This is a genomic window from Flavobacterium sp. KY-23415, assembly GCF_055384985.1.
Map to the genome: position 1 here is coordinate 2,225,544 of NZ_AP044001.1, position 19,675 is coordinate 2,245,218.

General features: G+C 30.5%; 3 protein-coding genes and 1 tRNA gene. 3 read left to right on the forward strand and 1 reads right to left on the reverse strand.

The annotated features are described in order from the left end of the window. Nucleotides 1–123: 123 nt before the first annotated feature. Entirely contained in the window at nucleotides 124–306 is a 183-nt protein-coding gene (locus tag ACZ49Z_RS09760) for a grasp-with-spasm system A modified peptide (protein ID WP_464307980.1), read from the reverse strand. Nucleotides 307–592: 286 nt separating this feature from the next. Between ACZ49Z_RS09760 and ACZ49Z_RS09765 the strand changes: the two genes are divergently transcribed. The 3 genes from ACZ49Z_RS09765 to ACZ49Z_RS09775 all read left to right on the forward strand — a co-directional run bounded on the left by ACZ49Z_RS09765 (nucleotide 593) and on the right by ACZ49Z_RS09775 (nucleotide 19,656). Next, a tRNA-Leu gene (locus ACZ49Z_RS09765) sits at nucleotides 593–678 on the forward strand. A gap of 771 nt (nucleotides 679–1,449) precedes the next feature. Further along, nucleotides 1,450–8,820: an SDR family NAD(P)-dependent oxidoreductase gene (locus tag ACZ49Z_RS09770; RefSeq protein WP_464307981.1), complete on the forward strand. Its 7,371-nt coding sequence runs from the start codon at nucleotides 1,450–1,452 to the stop codon at nucleotides 8,818–8,820. Between the two features lie 9 nt (nucleotides 8,821–8,829). Beyond that, complete coding sequence (locus ACZ49Z_RS09775; protein ID WP_464307982.1) at nucleotides 8,830–19,656, forward strand: SDR family NAD(P)-dependent oxidoreductase; 10,827 nt, start codon at nucleotides 8,830–8,832, stop codon at nucleotides 19,654–19,656. Nucleotides 19,657–19,675: the final 19 nt, after the last annotated feature.

The window sequence follows — 19,675 nt, forward strand, 5'->3', positions numbered from 1 at the left end:
TGTTTTGACTGATGTTGATTTAAGCTTTCTTTTGAATAAGGAGTAATATTTTGGGTGTTTTTGTAAAAAGAATGCCTCGTGATAAATCATGAGGCATTTTTGGATTGAATAATTTGCTAAAGATTATCTGTTTACACAATGAATGTTGTAGTAGTTAAGTTCTCTTTCGCAATCAAGATCTCCTTCAGAACATACTGGTGGTTCCGGAGGGCAGATTGCGTAAATTATTTTTCCGCCTCCAATAATTGCTTTTTTGTTTTCTTTACTTAATTCTTGTGTTCCTTTTAAATTTGATAATTTTTTCATAACTTTAATGTTTTAGTTAAAATTGAATAGAATCAAATTTAATATTTTGTTTTGTAATATAAAACTTCGAAAATAATAAATAAATGTTAAAAAACTTACATCTAAAAATAAACACTCCAAGTGCTGTTGTTTGTTTTAGAAACAATTTTATTTTTTATTGGAAAAAAGTTGCGGAAACAAAAAGAAGTAGTATATTTGCACTCGCAATAAGGAGGTGAACTTCTTTTCAGTTTATTGAGAAATTGAATAATTATAATTTATTTATAATTGCTACCAAAATATATTTGCTTGAGTGGTGGAATTGGTAGACACGCTGGACTTAAAATCCAGTGGATAGTAATATCCGTGCGGGTTCAAGTCCCGCCTTGAGTACAAAAGCTTCAGATATAGTTTGAAGCTTTTTTTATTTCTATTGTTTTCTTTAGATTTCTGTTTTGCTGATAAATTTGGATCAAGTCCAAAACCTGTGGATTTGATAAATTACGCATATAAATTTGTAAGCCTAAAAAGAAAGAATTCTATGTTTCTTACCCCTCTAAATTTACTTCTAAAAGCTTTTATTTTAGCTTGAGCCACTTTTTGACTTGATCCGTTTTGTTTAATTTTGAGAAGTTTACTTTTGGAACTTTCTGTAAAACAATTTAAAAAGTTATCTATTTTTTTTGTCATAATCATGAGAGGTTTATTTTTATAAATTTTTTTATTATCTATTAGGTTAATTTAACTTTTGTTTAACTTTTATTTAACGTATTTTCCCTTTAGTTATGGTTCTATGTTTCATAAATTAGCAATTACAAACAAACAAATAAACTAAAACATTAATCTTATGAATTCACATTTTTCCCCTTAAATACTTTTTTTTACAATATTTTTTAAATGGATAAGATTGGCAAACGTCAGTTTTATCATCTGTTGTTGTCTTATTTTTTTTAAGACTATAATGTATTGTTTTGGTGTGTTTCGTCGCTTTTTTTGAAACATGCTCAGAATTACTATTGCTTAAAAATAAAGTAGCATTCCCACTAGATAATACATAGTTTTTATTAATTGGTCTTGATAAGAAACAAGACTAAAATAATTGTATATGCCCATATATTAATTAAAGAATTGTTATAAAGTAAAATTGAGTAACACTGAACAGCTATGAGTAATAAGAACATAACATGTACTAGAGATTATCTGCTAAATATACCTCAAATGCTATCTGGAGGTATGTCGGAGAATTGGTTATTAAAGGAGTTGGGTGATGTTCATTGGAGTATGATTGCAGATGCGCTAGATTCTAAATCTGATGAGATTATAGATAGCAATGGAGAACGTTTATACGCTAGTTTCGTTAGACTGCAATGGAGTCTGAATTCAAGATGCTTATATGATTTTAATGAAAACGAAAAAGTTCAATTAAAAGGAGATTTAGCATTATATGGTAATAAGATGTTTTTTAGTGAAGATGTATTATTGGGAGACAATAAGGAAATTAAAGCAAACTTAATGTCTGTTTTTTCAAGTAGAAAATCAGGAAATAATCAGCAACTATTGAAAGGAAAACCTCTTAATGTAAAAAATATAAAAACGATTGTTTATCAAGATCTACCCGATTTTGCGAGTGCCTTTTTTAATCTAAAGGGAACTCTTTTCTCAAAAGTAAACAATAATGATAATAAAAAACAGTTTGAAACAGTTGGACATTGTTTCGATTTAGAAGAGAAATGTGGTTTTACGAAGCCTTATGATATAGATCCATATGATGACATTAATGGAGTAGGTTTATTATATTTTGCATCTTATCCAAAAATAAGTGATAAATGTGAGCGATATTATTTTCAAGAAAATTATGAAAGAATAGATAAAGAAGATTTCAATTGGGCAGAAATTGCGTATTCCTTAGCTAGAGATATTCATTATTATGGAAACGCAAATGTTAACGATGAACTTTTATATGTTTTAGAAAATTATTTTATTGAAGAGTCTAACACAATAAAATTAGTATCGTCTTTATATAGAAAGAAAGATAATAAACTAATTGCTAAAATTTTTACAGTTAAAAGAATAGTATTCCCTATAGTCAAAAAAGAACTTTACATTGAAAAGAGGAAAAATAAAGATATTTCTATAACTATTGATGATAGTACAATGGAGATTGATAATGTAACTATTGATAAAAAAACATTAGATAGTTTATTGATTGCTTTTTTTTCAAAAATGTTTTCCAATCAAGTTTTTACTACAAAATCTGATCTTAGATCTTTAGGAATAGAATCCATTGTATTTCTTGAGCTAGCAGAGTTTTTAAACGTCAACCATAATTTATCTGTAAATCCAAGCGACTTTTATGGGTTATACACCATTGATCAAATTTCAAATAAATTTGTTAAAGGAGTAAATATATTAGATTCTCAGTCTGCTATTTTAAATGATGATGAATTTAAAAAGAACCAAAGTGAAGAGGATATAGCAATTATTGGTGTAGCCTTTAAACTTCCAGGTGGTATCGAAACTAAAGAGGCATTTTGGAATATTCTTAAAGAAGGGAAAAATGTTATTCAAGAATTGCCATTTAATAGATGGAAATGGAGTGAAGACATTGATGTAAATAATGAACATAAAGGAATCAATTTTGGAGGTTTCATGGAAGATGTTACATTATTTGATGCTGACTTTTTTAATATAAGTCCTCTTGAAGCAGAAACTATGGATCCTCAACAGAGAAAGCTATTAGAAATTTGCTGGCATTGTTTAGAAGATGCTGGAATTACGAATGATCAATTAAGAGGTAGCAATACAGGTGTTTTTGTTGGAGCAAGTGGTTCAGATTATTCTAAATATTTTGATAATGAAAATAGTGTTGCTCATGCTGGAGTAGGAATTTCTACTTCAGTTTTAGCTAATAGAATTTCTCATTTTTATGATTTAAAAGGGCCTAGTATACAGATAGATACTGCTTGTTCTAGTTCATTAGTGGCTTTACATCAGGCTGTTAGTTCTATAAAAAACAATGAATGCGAACAAGCTATCGTTTCAGGAGTAAATATAATGTTACATCCTTTTAATTCACAGGTATATTATAAAGCAGGAATGTTAAACAAAGAGGGGCTTTGTAGAACATTTGATAAAGATGCTGCTGGATATGTTCGAGGAGAAGGAATCATATCTTTATTCATAAAGCCACTATCAAAAGCCTTGCAAGATCAAGACATTCCTTATGCTGTAATTAAAGGTTCTGCAATTAATCATGGAGGATATGCAGGAGGAATTACGGTACCAAATCCAAATCAGCAATCTGCTTTAATTGAAAAAGCATTAGCAAATGCAAAAATAAAAGCTAAAGATGTAACTTTCGTTGAGGCACATGGAACAGGAACCAAATTAGGAGATCCTATAGAAATAAACGCTTTAAATAAGGTATTTAAAAGCACAAATAGCCTACATAGTTGTTTAATTGGTTCAGTGAAAACAAATATTGGGCATCTTGAAGCTGCTGCAGGACTTGCTGGATTAGTAAAAGTGTTGTTGTCATTTGAAAAAGAATCTATTCCTCCAATAGCTAATTTTAAAGAATTGAACCCACATATTAATTTATCAAATTCACCACTAATAATTAATCAACAGATTAGAAAATGGGAAGTGCCAAATGATGGTAAACGAATCGCTGGAATTAGTAGTTTTGGATCTGGAGGAACAAATGCTCATGTAATTCTTGAACAAATACCCAGTATAATACAGTCTAAAATTAGTTCAAGTGATAATTATCTTATATGTGTGTCTGGCAATACTAACAAGGCTTTGAATTCCAATATAGATAAATTATTAGAATGGTTAAATAATTACGAAACGGTTGATTTGCTCTCAATAAGTCATAATTTATTAGTGAGAAGAACACATCTCCCACATAGGGCCGCTTTTATAGTAAGCAATGTAGATGAATTGAAAAAATTATTGGTTAAAAAAACTAGTACTTCAGAATCAGGAAACGAATATTATTCAACTGATTATTATCAAACCAATTCACAACCATTATTTATTGAATGGTTTGAAAACTATTTAAATGGAATAAATAAATATTCTGATTTAGAAAAAAATCAGTTGGGAGGATTAGCAGAACTTTATGTAAGGGGATCAAGTATAAACTGGGAAAAAATGTTTAAAAATTTAACCCCAAAAAGAGAATCTCTCCCTTTTTATGAATTTGAAAAGAATTTTTTTTGGATTACATCAAATAATAATCAAACCAAAGGAGAGAAAAATAGAAACACTTTTATACATGATAATTATTCCCAATATAATTTACAAGCATTTGTGAGTAATTTTTCTGGGGAAGAGTTTTTCTTTAAAGAACACAAAATTGAAGAGAAGTCAATTCTTCCCGGAGTTGCCTATTTAGAAATGATTAGATATTGTATTGATCAATCTTTTCCAGAGAAGACAAAATCTATCAGAATAAACGAGTTAATTTGGAAAAACCCGATTACAAACAATGAGCTATATCAAATTTATACAGAAATAAAAGTAGAGGAAGAAGATAAGGTAGTTTGTAATATAATAAATAAGCTAAATAATCAAGAATATTGTTCGGCAGAGATTAGTTTTAGCCAAAAGGCAAAAAAAGATAAACGAGATATAGAAGTTTTACAATCTCAATATGGAGAAGATGTATCTCCAGACATGATTTATGGTAGAATGAACCAGATAGGCTATCATTATGGAAACAGCTTTAGAACTATAAAAAAACTTTCACTTAGGGAAAATGAGGCAATAGGTATTCTTAAATCGAGTAAATCTGGACAAACTAAATCAGAAGAGCTTGATATTCAAATTCTTGATGGAGCTTTGCAAATAGCCATGTATGCCTTTTTTATTTCAAAAGAAAACTCTAAAACAGTTTATCCATTTTATATCGAATCATTTAGAATTAATGAGTCATTATTAGACTCGGAGGAAGATCTATATGTATATACATACAAGCAAGACGATAAGATACAAATTGAGATAATAAACCAACAAGGAGATATTTGTTATGAGTTTCATAATATGATTTTTAAATCTCAAGAGCACACAAGTAGTAAAGAAGTAAAATTATATGCTCCAGGAAAAAGGGTTCTTCTAGAATTAAATACAAAGCAAACTATAAAGAGTAGAGTTATCATAGGATATGGAGAACACGAATTTTTGACAGAGTTAAATTCTTTAGTAATTAATGATGAGATTGAAACATCAATTTTTACACTTAAACCAGAAACTGATATAAAAAACGTCTATAAAGTAGTTAAATCTTTAGTTGCATTACTTAGAGAAATAATAAGAAGTAAAGCAGAAAAAACAATCTTTTTCCTTTATAAAAACGAAATAGGAATTAATTATTCCAATGTGTTTAGTGGTGTATTTAGTTGCTTGTGTCAAGAATATGAAAACATATCCTTTCAAATTGTAGCCATTGAAAATTGTAGAGAAACGTATTCAGAGATAATAGAAAACCTTACTAAAAGCTTCCATAGATCTAATAAGAAAATTGTATTGGATAATGGGAAAATGTATGGTTTTAAATGGAAGGAAATTACTAATCAATTACTGATGCCTTGGAAAGATAGAGGGGTTTATTTGATTACTGGGGGAGCAGGTAAGATTGGCAAACATTTTGGAGAAATAATAGCATCTAAAGTCATCTCTCCAACAATTATATTTATAGGTAGATCAAGATATGATGAAATAAAGGAAGAACAAATAAAAGGTTTAATAGAATTAGGAGCGCAAGCAGAGTATAAATCATTAGATATAGGTGATGCAAAACAATTGCTTGAAACGAAAAACTACATTCTTTCAAAATTTGGTCAAATTAATGGCATTATACATGCAGCAGGAGTAAATCAAGATGAATTATTTTATAATATAAAAGAAGAATCCATCGAAAGAGTTCTACATCCAAAAGTAGCGGGTACTATTAATTTAGATACTGTTTTTAAAGAAGAAAAAATAGATTTTATGATGTTGTTTTCTTCAATTATTTCAGTAATTGGGAATACAGGTCAAACATCTTATGCTGCTGCTAATGGATTTATTGATGATTTTGCAATATACCGAAATCAATTAGTTGAAAAAAAACAGCGATTTGGAAAAACAGTAGCCATTAACTGGCCTTATTGGATTGATGGAGGAATGAAAATGCCACTAGAAATTCAAAATGAAATTCAGAATAGGTATGGTTTAATCCCTCTTAAAACTGATAAAGCTACAGGAATTATAGATGAAGTTTTATCAGGAAATGAAAGTCAAGTAATGGTTGCAGTAGGAAATCATGATAAATTTTTAGCTATAATTAATGGAGCTGAAAAAAAGGTATCAATACAACCAAAAGAAGGGATAGAAGCGATTAATGTTTCAGCGATTATCAAAAAAGTAATTGGTAAGGTAATTAAAAAAGAATCAGAAGAACTTAATGAGTTAACCCCATTTGATCAGATGGGAATTGATTCTATAATACAAATGAATATTCTAAAAGAGCTTAGTAAAACTTTTGGGGAACTATCAAAAACATTACTTTTTGAATATGTAAATATAAAAGAGTTGTCGGAATACATGATGAATTCCAATAAACCGATAAATCTAGAAACTTTAAAAAAAGAACCAATAATAAAAGGAGAGGCTCTCTCATCATTTAAATATCCGACAGGAAAAGTAGCTGCTTTTAAAGTAAAACAAGAACCTTTTTATTCAAAAATAGAACCTGAGGATATTGCTATTATTGGTTTTAGTGGTAGATTTCCAAAATCTGATTCTGTAGCAGTTTTTTGGGATAATTTACAAAAAGGGAGGGATTGTATATCATTAATGTCAGATTTTAGAGAAGTTCCAAAAAATAAACAATACTATGGCGGTTTTATAGATGACATTGATAAATTCGATGCATCTTTATTTAGAATTGAAAATAAAGATGTTGTTCAATTAACTCCAGAAGAACGATTGTTTTTAGAGATTGCTTGGGAAACCCTTCAAGATGCGGGCTATAATGAAGAGCGATTAAAAGATATTCAAGACAAAACAAATCAAGGAATTGGCGTTTTTGTTGGATCTATGTATGATCAATATGGAAGCCATTCTCAATCCGAAACAGGTAGATTGGCTACTAACTGGAGTAATTGGCAAATTGCAAATAGAACTTCACATTTTTTTAATTTTATAGGACCAAGTCTGTTAATTAATACAGCTTGTTCTAGTGCTTTTTCTGCAATACATACCGCTTGTGAAAGTATTTTGACAGGCAATAGTAGCATGGCATTAGTGGGTGCGGTTAATTTAACATTAGATCATACTAAGTTTTCTGCTTTAGAAAATGCTTCTTACTTAGAAAAAGGAACTAAAAGTAAAAGTTTTGGTGAGGGAACGGGGTATTTACCCGGAGAAGGAGTAGGGGCAATACTTCTCAAACCTTTATCAAAAGCGATAGAGGATCATGATCGAATTGATGGAATCATCAAAAGTACAACAATTAATCATTCAGGAGGTAGACTTAAATATACAACACCCGACCCGAGCTTGCAAGCAAAGTTGATTGAAAAAAGTTTACAAAAAGCGCAAGTTAAAAAATCAGATATAGGGTATATAGAATGTGCCGCAAATGGATCAGAATTAGGCGACCCAATAGAGATTGCCGCTTTGAAATCAGTTTTTAATAAAGAGCAGTCAATAAGTAAAATTGTTCTAGGAGCAGTTAAAGCTAATATTGGTCATTTAGAAGCAGTTTCTGGGATCTCTCAAATAATAAAAGTTTTGTTACAATTTAGACATAATACTTTAGTTCCCTCAATTAATTCTAATCCTTTAAACAAAGCTATATCTCTAAAAGAAACACCATTTAAAATTCAAAATCATACAGAGGTTTGGCCAGATAGTCTTTCAAAAATGAGTATGATAAATTCTTTTGGGGCTGGAGGTTCTTATGCCAATATAATTTTAGATAGAGCAGAAACAAATAATAGTCATGGAAATCAAAACATAGATTTAAACTATTTTATTTTTTCTGCACATAGTAAAAACAGTTTACAGAATTATTTAAAAAAGATAAAAACCTACCTGTTGAATGAAGATATTGATTTACCGTCTTTATCAGCAACACTCATTAAAATTAGTAGAGATTTATCTTTTAAAGTGGGAATTCAAGCAGAAAGCAAATCTATTTTAATAAAAAAAATAACGTGGTTCTTAGAAAATTTTAGCGATTCCAATCAAGATGAAATTTATTATTCTAAATCCATGAAAATAAAAGAAAACAACTATCAAGATTCTTTATTAGTTAGATGGATTAAGGATGGTGTTGTGTCAGAAGAACTGAAGAAAGCAGCTGTTTTAATTCCTCCTATTTCTTTACCTACATATGCATTTGAACATGAAGATTCTTATCCTATTCAGGTTAAAGATAAGAAAGGGCAAAAAGAGCAAAAAGACGATTGGGATAATATTTACCAAACAATCTTATCTAGTGAATTGAAAGAAGAAGAATTCAAACTTTTATTGAACCATTAAATGAAAATCATGATTCCAGAAACCCAATTATATAACCAAATTAAGAATAAGGAAATATCTAAACATGAAGCTATTGCTAATATGAAATTCTGGAAAGATCGTGAAGATGATTTTTCTTATGATTATAGCGAGTCGTATCTTAAAGATCATAAGGTTTTTGGGAAACATGTCTTACTAGGAGTAACTCACCCTAGTATTATGATAGATTATTTGTTTTCTATTTATCCAATGAATAATGTTTGTAATCTTTCGGATATTTCATTTATAGAACCAGTGATTATAGAACCAAATGAATCAGTAAAAGTAAAGATTTTATCAACTCCTCTAGCTAATAAATTAGAAGCAATATATACATCAGAATCAGACCAAGATTGGAAATTAACAGCTAAAGGAACATGGAAAGAGATTAACGATTTTACTGAGGGAAAAATCACAATTCCAGAAACGGAAATATATGAAGATTTGCATAAATATTATTTTAAGAACCCTTCCTCTTTTGTACAATTAGGGGAATCATACCATACTTTTGATAAAATATTTGTTCATGAAGGAGACATTTATGCTAAAATTAAAATTGATGCAGAGATAGAAAGCCGAGAATATATACATCATCCTTTAATTTCTAATAGCATTTTCCTAACCATCCTACCACAATTAAAATTAAATGAAGACCATGAAGGTTTTTTACCTTTTGGGATTGGCAGTTTAACTGTGAAAAAGGGAATTGTAAAAAAAGAATGTTGGATAAAAGTTCGATTACTAAAAAATAATGAAGAATTAATACTTTTTGATGCTGAGGTTTTTTCAGAATCTGGAGAGGTTGCTGCAATCTATAAAAAGTGTGCATTGAAGCGATTACGTAATAAAGATTTATTCGAAAATAAGGCACACCTTCCTGGTATAGTAGATAGCATCCAAGTTTATGTAAGTAGTAAAATAGGAAGACGTGATTTGGAATTGAAAGATCAGGAATCATTAAAGAGTATTAATGTATTTGATTTTCTTTCACAATTAGAGCTAGATCGTTTAATAAAAAGTATTTCTGACGAGATTAATATCGAGCTGTCTTCACAATTATTTTTTGAATATAATACCCTCGATAAATTTAGTCACTATCTATATGAAGTACACGGAAATGAAATTACTAAATTTTTAAAAGAAGAAAAAGAAGAAATTCCAAAAATAGTAAAATTGGAGACAATAGAGTCTCAATCTCTTTCTACGGATTATATAGAAGAATACCTACAAATAAAGTTACAACAGGTAACCAAAAAAGACAAAAAATTTAATAAGAAGAATAACCTTATGGATATTGGGTTGTCTTCTGCTCAGCTTATTAATTTAACAAATATTATTGAAAATGAAGTAGGAATAAAATTAGAAGCTACTTTATTATTTGAATATCCCAACATCTTAGAGTTGTCAAAATATTTCTTTCAGGAAAACTTCAATGCATTTTCAAAGTTAATAGGTGAAAAACATGAAAGACTAGAACAGGAAGCGATACCAAAAAAGCAGTTTTCAAATCAAATTAAAGAATCTTATAAGGAAAACACCATCAATGATGTTAACGAAGATGATATAGCAATTATTGGGATGCATGGACGTTTTGCTAATTCTGAAAACCTAGAGGAATTTTGGAATCATTTGGTAAATCAGACAGATCTGATGAGTGAAATACCTATTGATCATTGGGATTATAGACCTTGGTTTGCAGCATCACAAGAGAAAGATAAAATTTATAGTAAATGGGGTAGTTTTATTAATAATGTAGCAGAATTTGATGCAGAATTTTTTAATATATCTCCGAGAGAAGCAGAATGGATAGATCCACAATTAAGACTTCTTTTGCAAAGCATATATCATACAGCAGAAAATGCGGGTTACGCTAATAAATTTAAAGGTACTAATACAGGTGTTTTTGTTGGTGCTTGTTTTCATGATTATTTAGACAAAATTGCAGAATTGAATTTGCCAGTAGATCCCTATGTTGGAACTGGAAATGTACAAACGGTTCTAGCGAATAGAGTTTCCTTTACATATAACCTTAATGGGCCAAGTATATCAGTAGATACAGCTTGCTCTTCTTCATTAGTAGCCTTACATCAAGCTTGCCAAGCAATAAAAAATAATGAATGTAAAATGGCTTTTGTAGGAGGGGTCAATCTCTTACTTTCTTCATGGCACTATCGCTATTTTTGTAGTATTGGAGCATTATCTCCCACAGGTAGATGTCATACTTTTGATGCTAAAGCAGATGGTTATACTCCAGGAGAATGTGTTGCTAGTATATTAATTAAACCTCTTAAAGAAGCTCTCAAAGATGGAGATACCATTCATGCAATTGTAAAGGGGACTGCGTCTTTACATGGGGGATATACACCTTCACTTACAGCTCCAAGTATATCGGGAGAAGAAAATGTAATTGTCAAAGCATGGGAGGCATCAGGAATTTCTCCCCAAACAATATCTTATATAGAAGCACATGGAACAGGAACAAAATTAGGAGACCCTATCGAAGTAAAAGCTTTAAAAAAAGCATTTTATAAATACACAGATGAGGAAGAATTTTGCACGATTGGGTCTGCTAAAGGGAATATTGGACACGCAGAAGGAGCAGCAGGAATTGCAGGGCTTATCAAAGTTGTTCTACAGATGAAAAATAAAACAATACCAGCTTTGCCAGCATTAGAGAATATTAATCCAATGCTTGAGTTACAAAATTCTGCATTGCGTATTAATAAAAAAAATGAATTTTGGAAAGTTTCAGATGGCACACCTCGTAGAGCTGGTATTAGCTCATTTGGTTTTTCAGGAGCTTATGCACATACTGTCATAGAAGAGTATAATTTAGAAAAAAATGAATTACTAGAGAGTTATAAGCCAGTGTGTATTATTCTTTCGGCAAGGGGAAAAGATCAGTTGGTAAAAAAGATTGAAAACCTATACTATTATTTAAAGACTCATAAAGAAATTTCTCTTTATGATATAGCTTATACGTTGCAAGAAGGGCGTGAACAAATGGAGTTTCGTACAGGGTTTGTTTCTAGCTCAATACCAGAAACAATAAAATATTTAGGTGAATTGTTAAAAGAGTTTAATGAAAATAGCTATACCTTAATTACCGATGAAATTTTCAATATTGAGGCACCAATAAAGTATTCATTAGATCAATTACTTAAAAAATGGTTAGATGGAGCTACAATAGAGTGGAAAAGTTTATACAAGTCAAATCCAAGAATTATTGATCTTCCGGGATATCCTTTTCAGAGAAAAAAATACTGGATAAAAGAGGCAATAACTATAAATGATGAAAGTGTTTCAATGAGAGACACAACTTTTTTGAAACCTATTGGAGATAATGAGTTTAAACTGATATTTCAAAAAGAAGATTTTTTTATATCAGATCATAAGGTAAATGGCAAAGCATGTGTGCCTGCAGTTATATTTGTTGATTTGATATTGAGGTTGTTAGGTGATTTGGGAGATGTGGAGTTAGAAGAAATTATATGGATTAAACCTATTACAGAGGATTTAATAGGAACCGATTTAAGGATAAAAATAGAAGAAACTACTGTAAGAGGTAGCCAAAAATTTGTTTTTAAAGACATAGAAAATACGATTTTTTGTAAAGGGAGTATTTTTATTGGTTCTTCTAAGTTGGAACTTCCTCTTGATATGAGTACCAGTACCAAAGAAGCCTTCAAAGGTCTGCCAAAATGGAACAAGAATAGTATTTATAATTTTTTTAATACTTCGGGACTTAATTACGGGAGTACTCATCAAGGTCTTCATGAAGTTTTTATTGATGATGAAAAAATAAAGGCAATAATTAAACTACCTAAAGAACTAAAAAACACAAAAAATAATTTTAAACTACATCCAGGTATAGCTGACCCGATTTTGCAAGCTACTGTAATTTTATTAAATCAGCATCAAATTTTTGACCCGAAAAAGCATAAAACTCCTATGCCTTATTCTGTTTTGAAAATCAGTGGGAATACTGATTTACCAGAGGTTGTAGAAATAGAGCTATCTATTCATTATAAAACGCAAAATGCTTCAGGGCTTTCTCCAGAAATAAATATTTATGTATTTGATGAGAATAAAAAGTTATTGATGGTATGGCTAGGATTAAGAGTATATATATTAGAAAAATCGGAAGAAAAAATAAATTGGAAAACAATATCTTTTGAAGAGAAAAAAGAGGATATAAAAGAACCTGTTTTAGACTTTCAATCTAGGGTTATAGTAGGAATTGACTGTCCGTCAATATTGAACAATGTAAAGAAAAAAAATCCCGAGATAGATACCTTTAAGATTACTACTAACAAATGTCTTTCTGCCAATTTTTCTCAAGTAGCCTTAGAGCTTTTTCAAATTTTAAAGGAAAAATATGCAGTTAATGTTGAAGGAGAGACTCTTTTTCAAATTGTCACTTTAACTTCAGAGGAAGCACATTTAATTTTAAGTCTAAGCGGATTACTGAAAACAGTACATCAGGAAAATCCAGATTACTATTTTCAAATTTTAATTTTAGAAGAATCTTCTCAATTAGAACAAATAAATTACTCTGATGTTCGTTCGCATGGAGTCGAAATAATGGAATATAGAAATGGAAAACAATTCCAAGAAAAGATAATCAATTTGCCAGAATTAGCTTTGGATAACCAAAAAGTATGGAAAAAAAATGGTGGATATCTAATTACAGGAGGCTCAGGAGAAATAGCCAAACTACTAATGGAAAATATTTTGATTCAAGAACCTCAAGCGTCAATTTTTTTAGTAGGAAGGCGTCCTAAGGAAAGGGTTAGTTGGTTAAATAATTGGATTCAAAAAGGCTATAATGTAGTTTATTTTAGTGATGATTTAGCAAATCTTGATTCTCTTTTAGCAATTATAAATAACATCCTAAATACCTGTGGAAAAATAAATGGAGTAATACATGCTGCAGGAATTACCAAAGATAATTTTTTAATAAACAAAACTGAAAAAGAATTTATAGATGTTCTAAAACCAAAGGTTTCAGGAATCAATATGTTAGATAAAGCTTTAGACCATGTACAAATTGATTTTTTATGTTTGTTTTCTTCAATTTCTGGGGCATTTGGTAATATAGGACAAGCTGATTATGCTGTGGCTAATTCATACCTGAATAGATTTGCTCAACACCGAAATCAAAAAGTTTTGGAAGGATTAAAATTCGGTAATACAATTTCGATTAACTGGCCTCTTTGGAAAGATGGAGGAATTAAAGTTTCTGAAAAAATAGAGGCTTTAATAGAAAGTAGGTTTGGTATACCAGCGTTACAAACAAATATAGCTATGACCATATTGGAAAAGGCTATACAAAGTAAAGAATCTATATTAATACCAGTATTTAATGGAGATGAGAAGGAAATTAAAAAAACAGAAGTAAACATTAATAATGAACAAATAGTTAGCAAACAACCGTTTATGCAGAATGAAAATAATGATATCAAACAAGAAACTATTCTATATTTTAAAGAGTTAATGGCAGATATTTTGAAATTAGAAGCACTAGAAATAGATGAAAAGTCTTCAATGGAAAAATATGGTATAGATTCAATTATGATTATGGAGCTAAATAGAAAACTAGAAAGTGTATATGGAAAGCTTCCAAAAACTCTGTTTTTTGAATATAAAAGAATTTGGGAACTAGTTGATTACTTTATTGAAAAGCATCCAGACAAGACAAGGTCTCTGATTGGAATTGAAAATAAAAAAATTGAAAACAAGAGTGTCAATTTAGGAAGCGATATTGGGATTCAATCAGAAAAAAATAGTGCTTTTGAACCTTTAGAAAGAGAAAAGAGTTTATCATCAGATATTGCAATTATCGGAATATCTGGAAAGTATCCTAAGGCTAAAAATTTAGAACAATTTTGGGAAAATTTATTGCAAGGACGCGATTGTATTTCTGAGATACCTGAGGATAGATGGAATCATTCTAAATATTATAATCCTCAAAAAGGTATAAAAGGAAAAACGTATAGTAAATGGGGTGGATTTATGGATGATATAGATTGTTTTGATCCCTTGTTTTTTGGAATCACTCCATTAGAAGCAGAATACATGGATCCACAAGAACGTCTTTTTTTAGAATGTGCTTATTCCACTTTAGAAGACGCAGGGTATACAAGAGAGCGATTAAAATCGGATTTAGATTTTGAAGCGGGTCCTAATATTGGAGTTTTTGCAGGTGTAATGTATGAAGAATATCAGTTGTATGGAGCGCAATTGTCTCAAGAAGGAGAAGTAAGAGCGCTAGGAGGAAGTCCTGCATCAATTGCTAATCGTGTGTCTCATTATTTTGATTTCCATGGTCCTAGTATGGCAGTTGACACCATGTGTTCCTCTGCTTTGACGGCTATTGATTTGGCTTGTAAAAGTTTGTTGAATGAAGATTGTGAGGCAGCATTAGCAGGAGCGGTAAATACATCTCTGCATCCTAATAAGTATATAATGTTAGCTCAAGGTAATTTTGTTTCATCAAAAGGGAAGTGCGAGAGTTTTGGAATTGGTGGAGAAGGATATGTTCCTGGAGAGGGAGTAGGTATAGTGATGCTTAAAAAATTAGATAAAGCAATAGATGCTGGAGATCAAATTTATGGTGTTATTAAATGTTCTGTTATAAATCATGGTGGTAGAACAAATGGCTATACAGTACCTAATCCACAAGCTCAAGCATCTGTAATAAAAAGAGCCATTAAAAAAGCGGGGGTAACACCAAACGATATTAGCTATGTTGAAGCACATGGAACAGGTACAGCATTAGGGGATCCTATAGAAATTGCAGGGCTTAATCGTGCATTTCAAGATAGAACAATACCTTGCCCTATTGGCTCAGTAAAATCAAATATAGGCCATTGCGAAAGCGCAGCAGGAATTAGTGGTTTGACTAAAATAATTTTACAACTTAAATATAAAAAGTTAGTCCCATCTCTACACTCAGCAATATTGAATCCAAATATTGATTTTTCGGATACATTTTTTTATGTACAGCAAGATGAACAGGATTGGCTGAATCCAACAAAAGAAATCAATGGAGAAATAATTGAGATTCCAAGAATTGCAGCAATATCATCTTTTGGAGCTGGAGGAGCTAATGCTCATATGATCATACAAGAATACATAAAACCTTCATCGGTACTAACTAAATTAGATGATTATCCAATTTTAATATCTGCAAAAACTAAAGAACAACTAACAAAAAAAGCATTTGAACTTTTAGCATTTGTTAAAAAAGAAAAAGAAAAAATAAGATTAGCTGATATTGCATTTACACTTCAAATTGGTCGAGAAGCAATGAAGTATAAAGTTGGATTTATCGCTAATTCATTAACTGTTTTAATCAATAAACTAATTGATATTGTAGAAGGAAATGTCGTGGAGGATTTGTGGTATAATGAAACAAGTGTAAAACGAGAGGTAATGCATGCTAACAACGAGATAAATGATACTTTTCAAAAAACACATACCCCTAAGCAAATAATAGCTTATTGGTTAGAGGGTAGGACTATAGATTGGGCTTCTTTGCGGTTTAATGAATCGGCTGTAATAATAAGTTTACCTACCTATCCTTTTGCAAAGGAAAAATACTGGCCAAATTTGGATATCTTAAATAAAAAAGAGGGAGGTACTTTTAATGATAATATAATGGAAACGGTATGGGTACAAAAAAAATGGGAAGAAGAGACCATAACAATTCCGTATAATTCAGAAAATGCGCTCTCTAATGTTTTAATTATAACCACTCAGGAAACGTATAAAATTGCTGCAACGATAAATAAAAAGGTTGAAAATGGTGAGATTATACAAATAGAAAAACTTAAAGATATTAGCGAAGGTAGGCTTCTTGATATAAAAGTAATTATTGATTTAACGCCACTTTCAAATAAGAAAAATATAGAAATTGAGATTATTCCATTTTTACAACGAATCATTTCATTGAATCATTCACCATTAAGTGTTTTAGGAGTATTTAGTGAATCGATTACCAATGGAGGTAATTTGATGGCTCTTTATAAATCATTAGGATTAGAATATAGTAAAGTAGAATCTAGATATTTATTATTTGTAGATAAGGATATGCAAATAGAGACACAAGTAAAATGGATTTTAAAAGAACTAAATTCTACTTTTAAAACAACAGAAATCAAGATAGATAGCGAAAAAAAATATCTTCCAGTTATTAAAGAAGTGACTCCTTTTTTTAGTTCGGCTACTCCTTTTTTTGATCCTAATAAGGTAGTGTGGATTACAGGGGGAACAAGAGGAATTGGTTTTACTTGTGCTAAGTATTTGATTGAAAAATATAATGTAAAAAAAGTTGTATTAACAGGAAAAATGCAATTTCCACCTAGAAAAGAATGGGATGAAATAGAAGATCCAAATTGGATTGAGAAAATTAGTAAAATAAAAAAACTAGAGCAAAAAGGAATTACCGTTCATGTTAATGCGACAAATCTTTCTGATCCTGAAGCGATCAGAAAAGAGGTGAAATATATTAATTCTTCACTGGGAGCTATTGGTATAGTAATACATGCAGCGGGTATTGCAGATTTAGAAACTCCTGCTTTCATTAAAAAGGAAAATAATACAATTAAAAAAGTTTTACAACCTAAGGTAGAAGGAGCAAGAATACTTTTAGAAGCCATATCAGATCAACCGATTGAGAAAGTAATCATGTTCTCATCAGTTTCTGCTTTAATTCCTTCTTTAGCTGTTGGTCAGATTGATTATGCTATGGCAAATAGTAATTTGGATCTAATAGCAGAGCAGCATGATTATTCCTTTGATATTGTAAGTGTTCAATGGCCAAATTGGAAAGATTCAGGAATGGGGGAAGTAAAATCAGTTGCATATCAGAGCACAGGATTGAAGAGTCTTTCAGATCAGGAAGGGTTATTTTTATTAGATAATATATTGAGGTTGTCAGGAAGTCAGGTAATAATGCCAGCTATCATTGAAAAAGAGAATTGGAAGCCAGAGTTGCTATTGAATATTCCAAGGGAAAGGCAAGCAACAATAATTTCTGTCTCAGAAAAAAAACAAAATTTATTGTTTTCAGAAGATAAAAGCGACAAGAAAAGTAGTGTTGAAGAATGGTTGGTGAATTTGTTTAGTTCAGAATTAAGGATTCCTAAAGATCGATTAGACAGAGATATGGATTTTAGTGACTTTGGAGTAGACTCTATTATTCTTACCCAGCTTATGCGATCCGTAAATAAATATTTAGAAATTGAGATAGATCCATCTATATTCTATGAATATACCAATATAAATAAATTAGTACAATGGGTTTATGAGAATCACAAAGACAAATTTGATAAAAACCAAGAAAAAGAAAATCAAAAACCTACCAATACAGATAATGTAAATATCGTTGAGGAAAAAGAGGAGTTTATTTCTTCTAAGAGTAATGCTAATTCTGAATATGCAATTATTGGAATGTCTTGCAGATTTCCTGATTCTAAGAATATTCAAGAATTTTGGAACTTACTATCTGAAGGGAAATCGGCGATAAAAAAAATCCCTTATGATAGATGGGGAATAAAAAATGCGGGTTATGCGGCATTATTAAGCTCTATAGAAGAGTTTGATATATTACATTTTTTAATTACTCAAGAAGATGCAGTATCAATAGATCCTCAGGCGTTGCTAATTTTGGAAGAAACACTTCATTTAATTTATCAATCTGGTTATAGTGAAGAAGAAATAAAAAAATCAAATACTGGAGTTTATATTGGTGCTCGAAGCCGACATATTCCAAAAGAAGATGAATTATCAAAGTCAAAAAATCCTATTCTATCACTTGGACAAAATTATCTAGCAGCTAATGTGTCCCAATACTTTGATTTCCAAGGTCCATCTTTGGTTGTCGATACGGCATGTTCATCTGCTCTTACTGCTATAGATATTGCTTGTAAAGACCTTAATAGTGGAGATGTTAATAAAGCTATTGTGGGAGGAGTTACTATTTTACAAACTCCAGAAGCACATAAAGTTTTTAAACAGCGTGGACTTTTAAACGAAACTGGAGAGTTTCATGTTTTTGATAAAAGGGCTAATGGAGTAATATTAGGAGAAGGCATAGGAATGATTATGATAAAAAGACTTGAAGATGCTCTTAAGGATGGTGATAAAATTGAGGCAGTTATTTCTGGAATAGCCATCAATAATGACGGGCGTACTTCAGGACATGCTTCTCCCAACTTTGAAGCGCAAAGAGCTGTAATGCAAAAAGCGTTGAGTAAAGGAAGAATAAAAAAAGAAGAAATTTCTCATATAGAAACAAATGGCTCTGGAACAGAATTAACAGATTTATTAGAACTCAAAGCTATTAAGTCTATTTACCCCACAAGTTCATCCGTTACCCGTTCATTAGGATCTATTAAACCTAATATTGGACATCCTTTATGTGCAGAGGGAATTGCTGGTTTAATTAAGTTAACATTAATGCTAAAGAATAAATCAAAAGTTCCTTTTATATCTGGATATGAGAGTATGAAACATTTTGATATTAAAAAGGAAGGGTATCAATTAGACAGAAAACTACAACCTTGGGAAGGAGAAAATCTAAAAGGAGCATTAAATTGTTTTGCAGACGGAGGAACAAATGCACATTTGATACTGAGGTCAGTAGAAAAAGATGAATTTAAGTTCCAAAGAAGAAAAGAAAAAATACCTCCAAAACTTAGCCCTAATAATATCAAAAAAAATAAAACGATTTCTGAAAAATCAACAATTGAAAGCTTAAACAAATGTGAACTAAAAGTTCGAAACTTTTGGAAAGAAGAAGCTTATTTGTAAATCAATTAAAATTAAAACT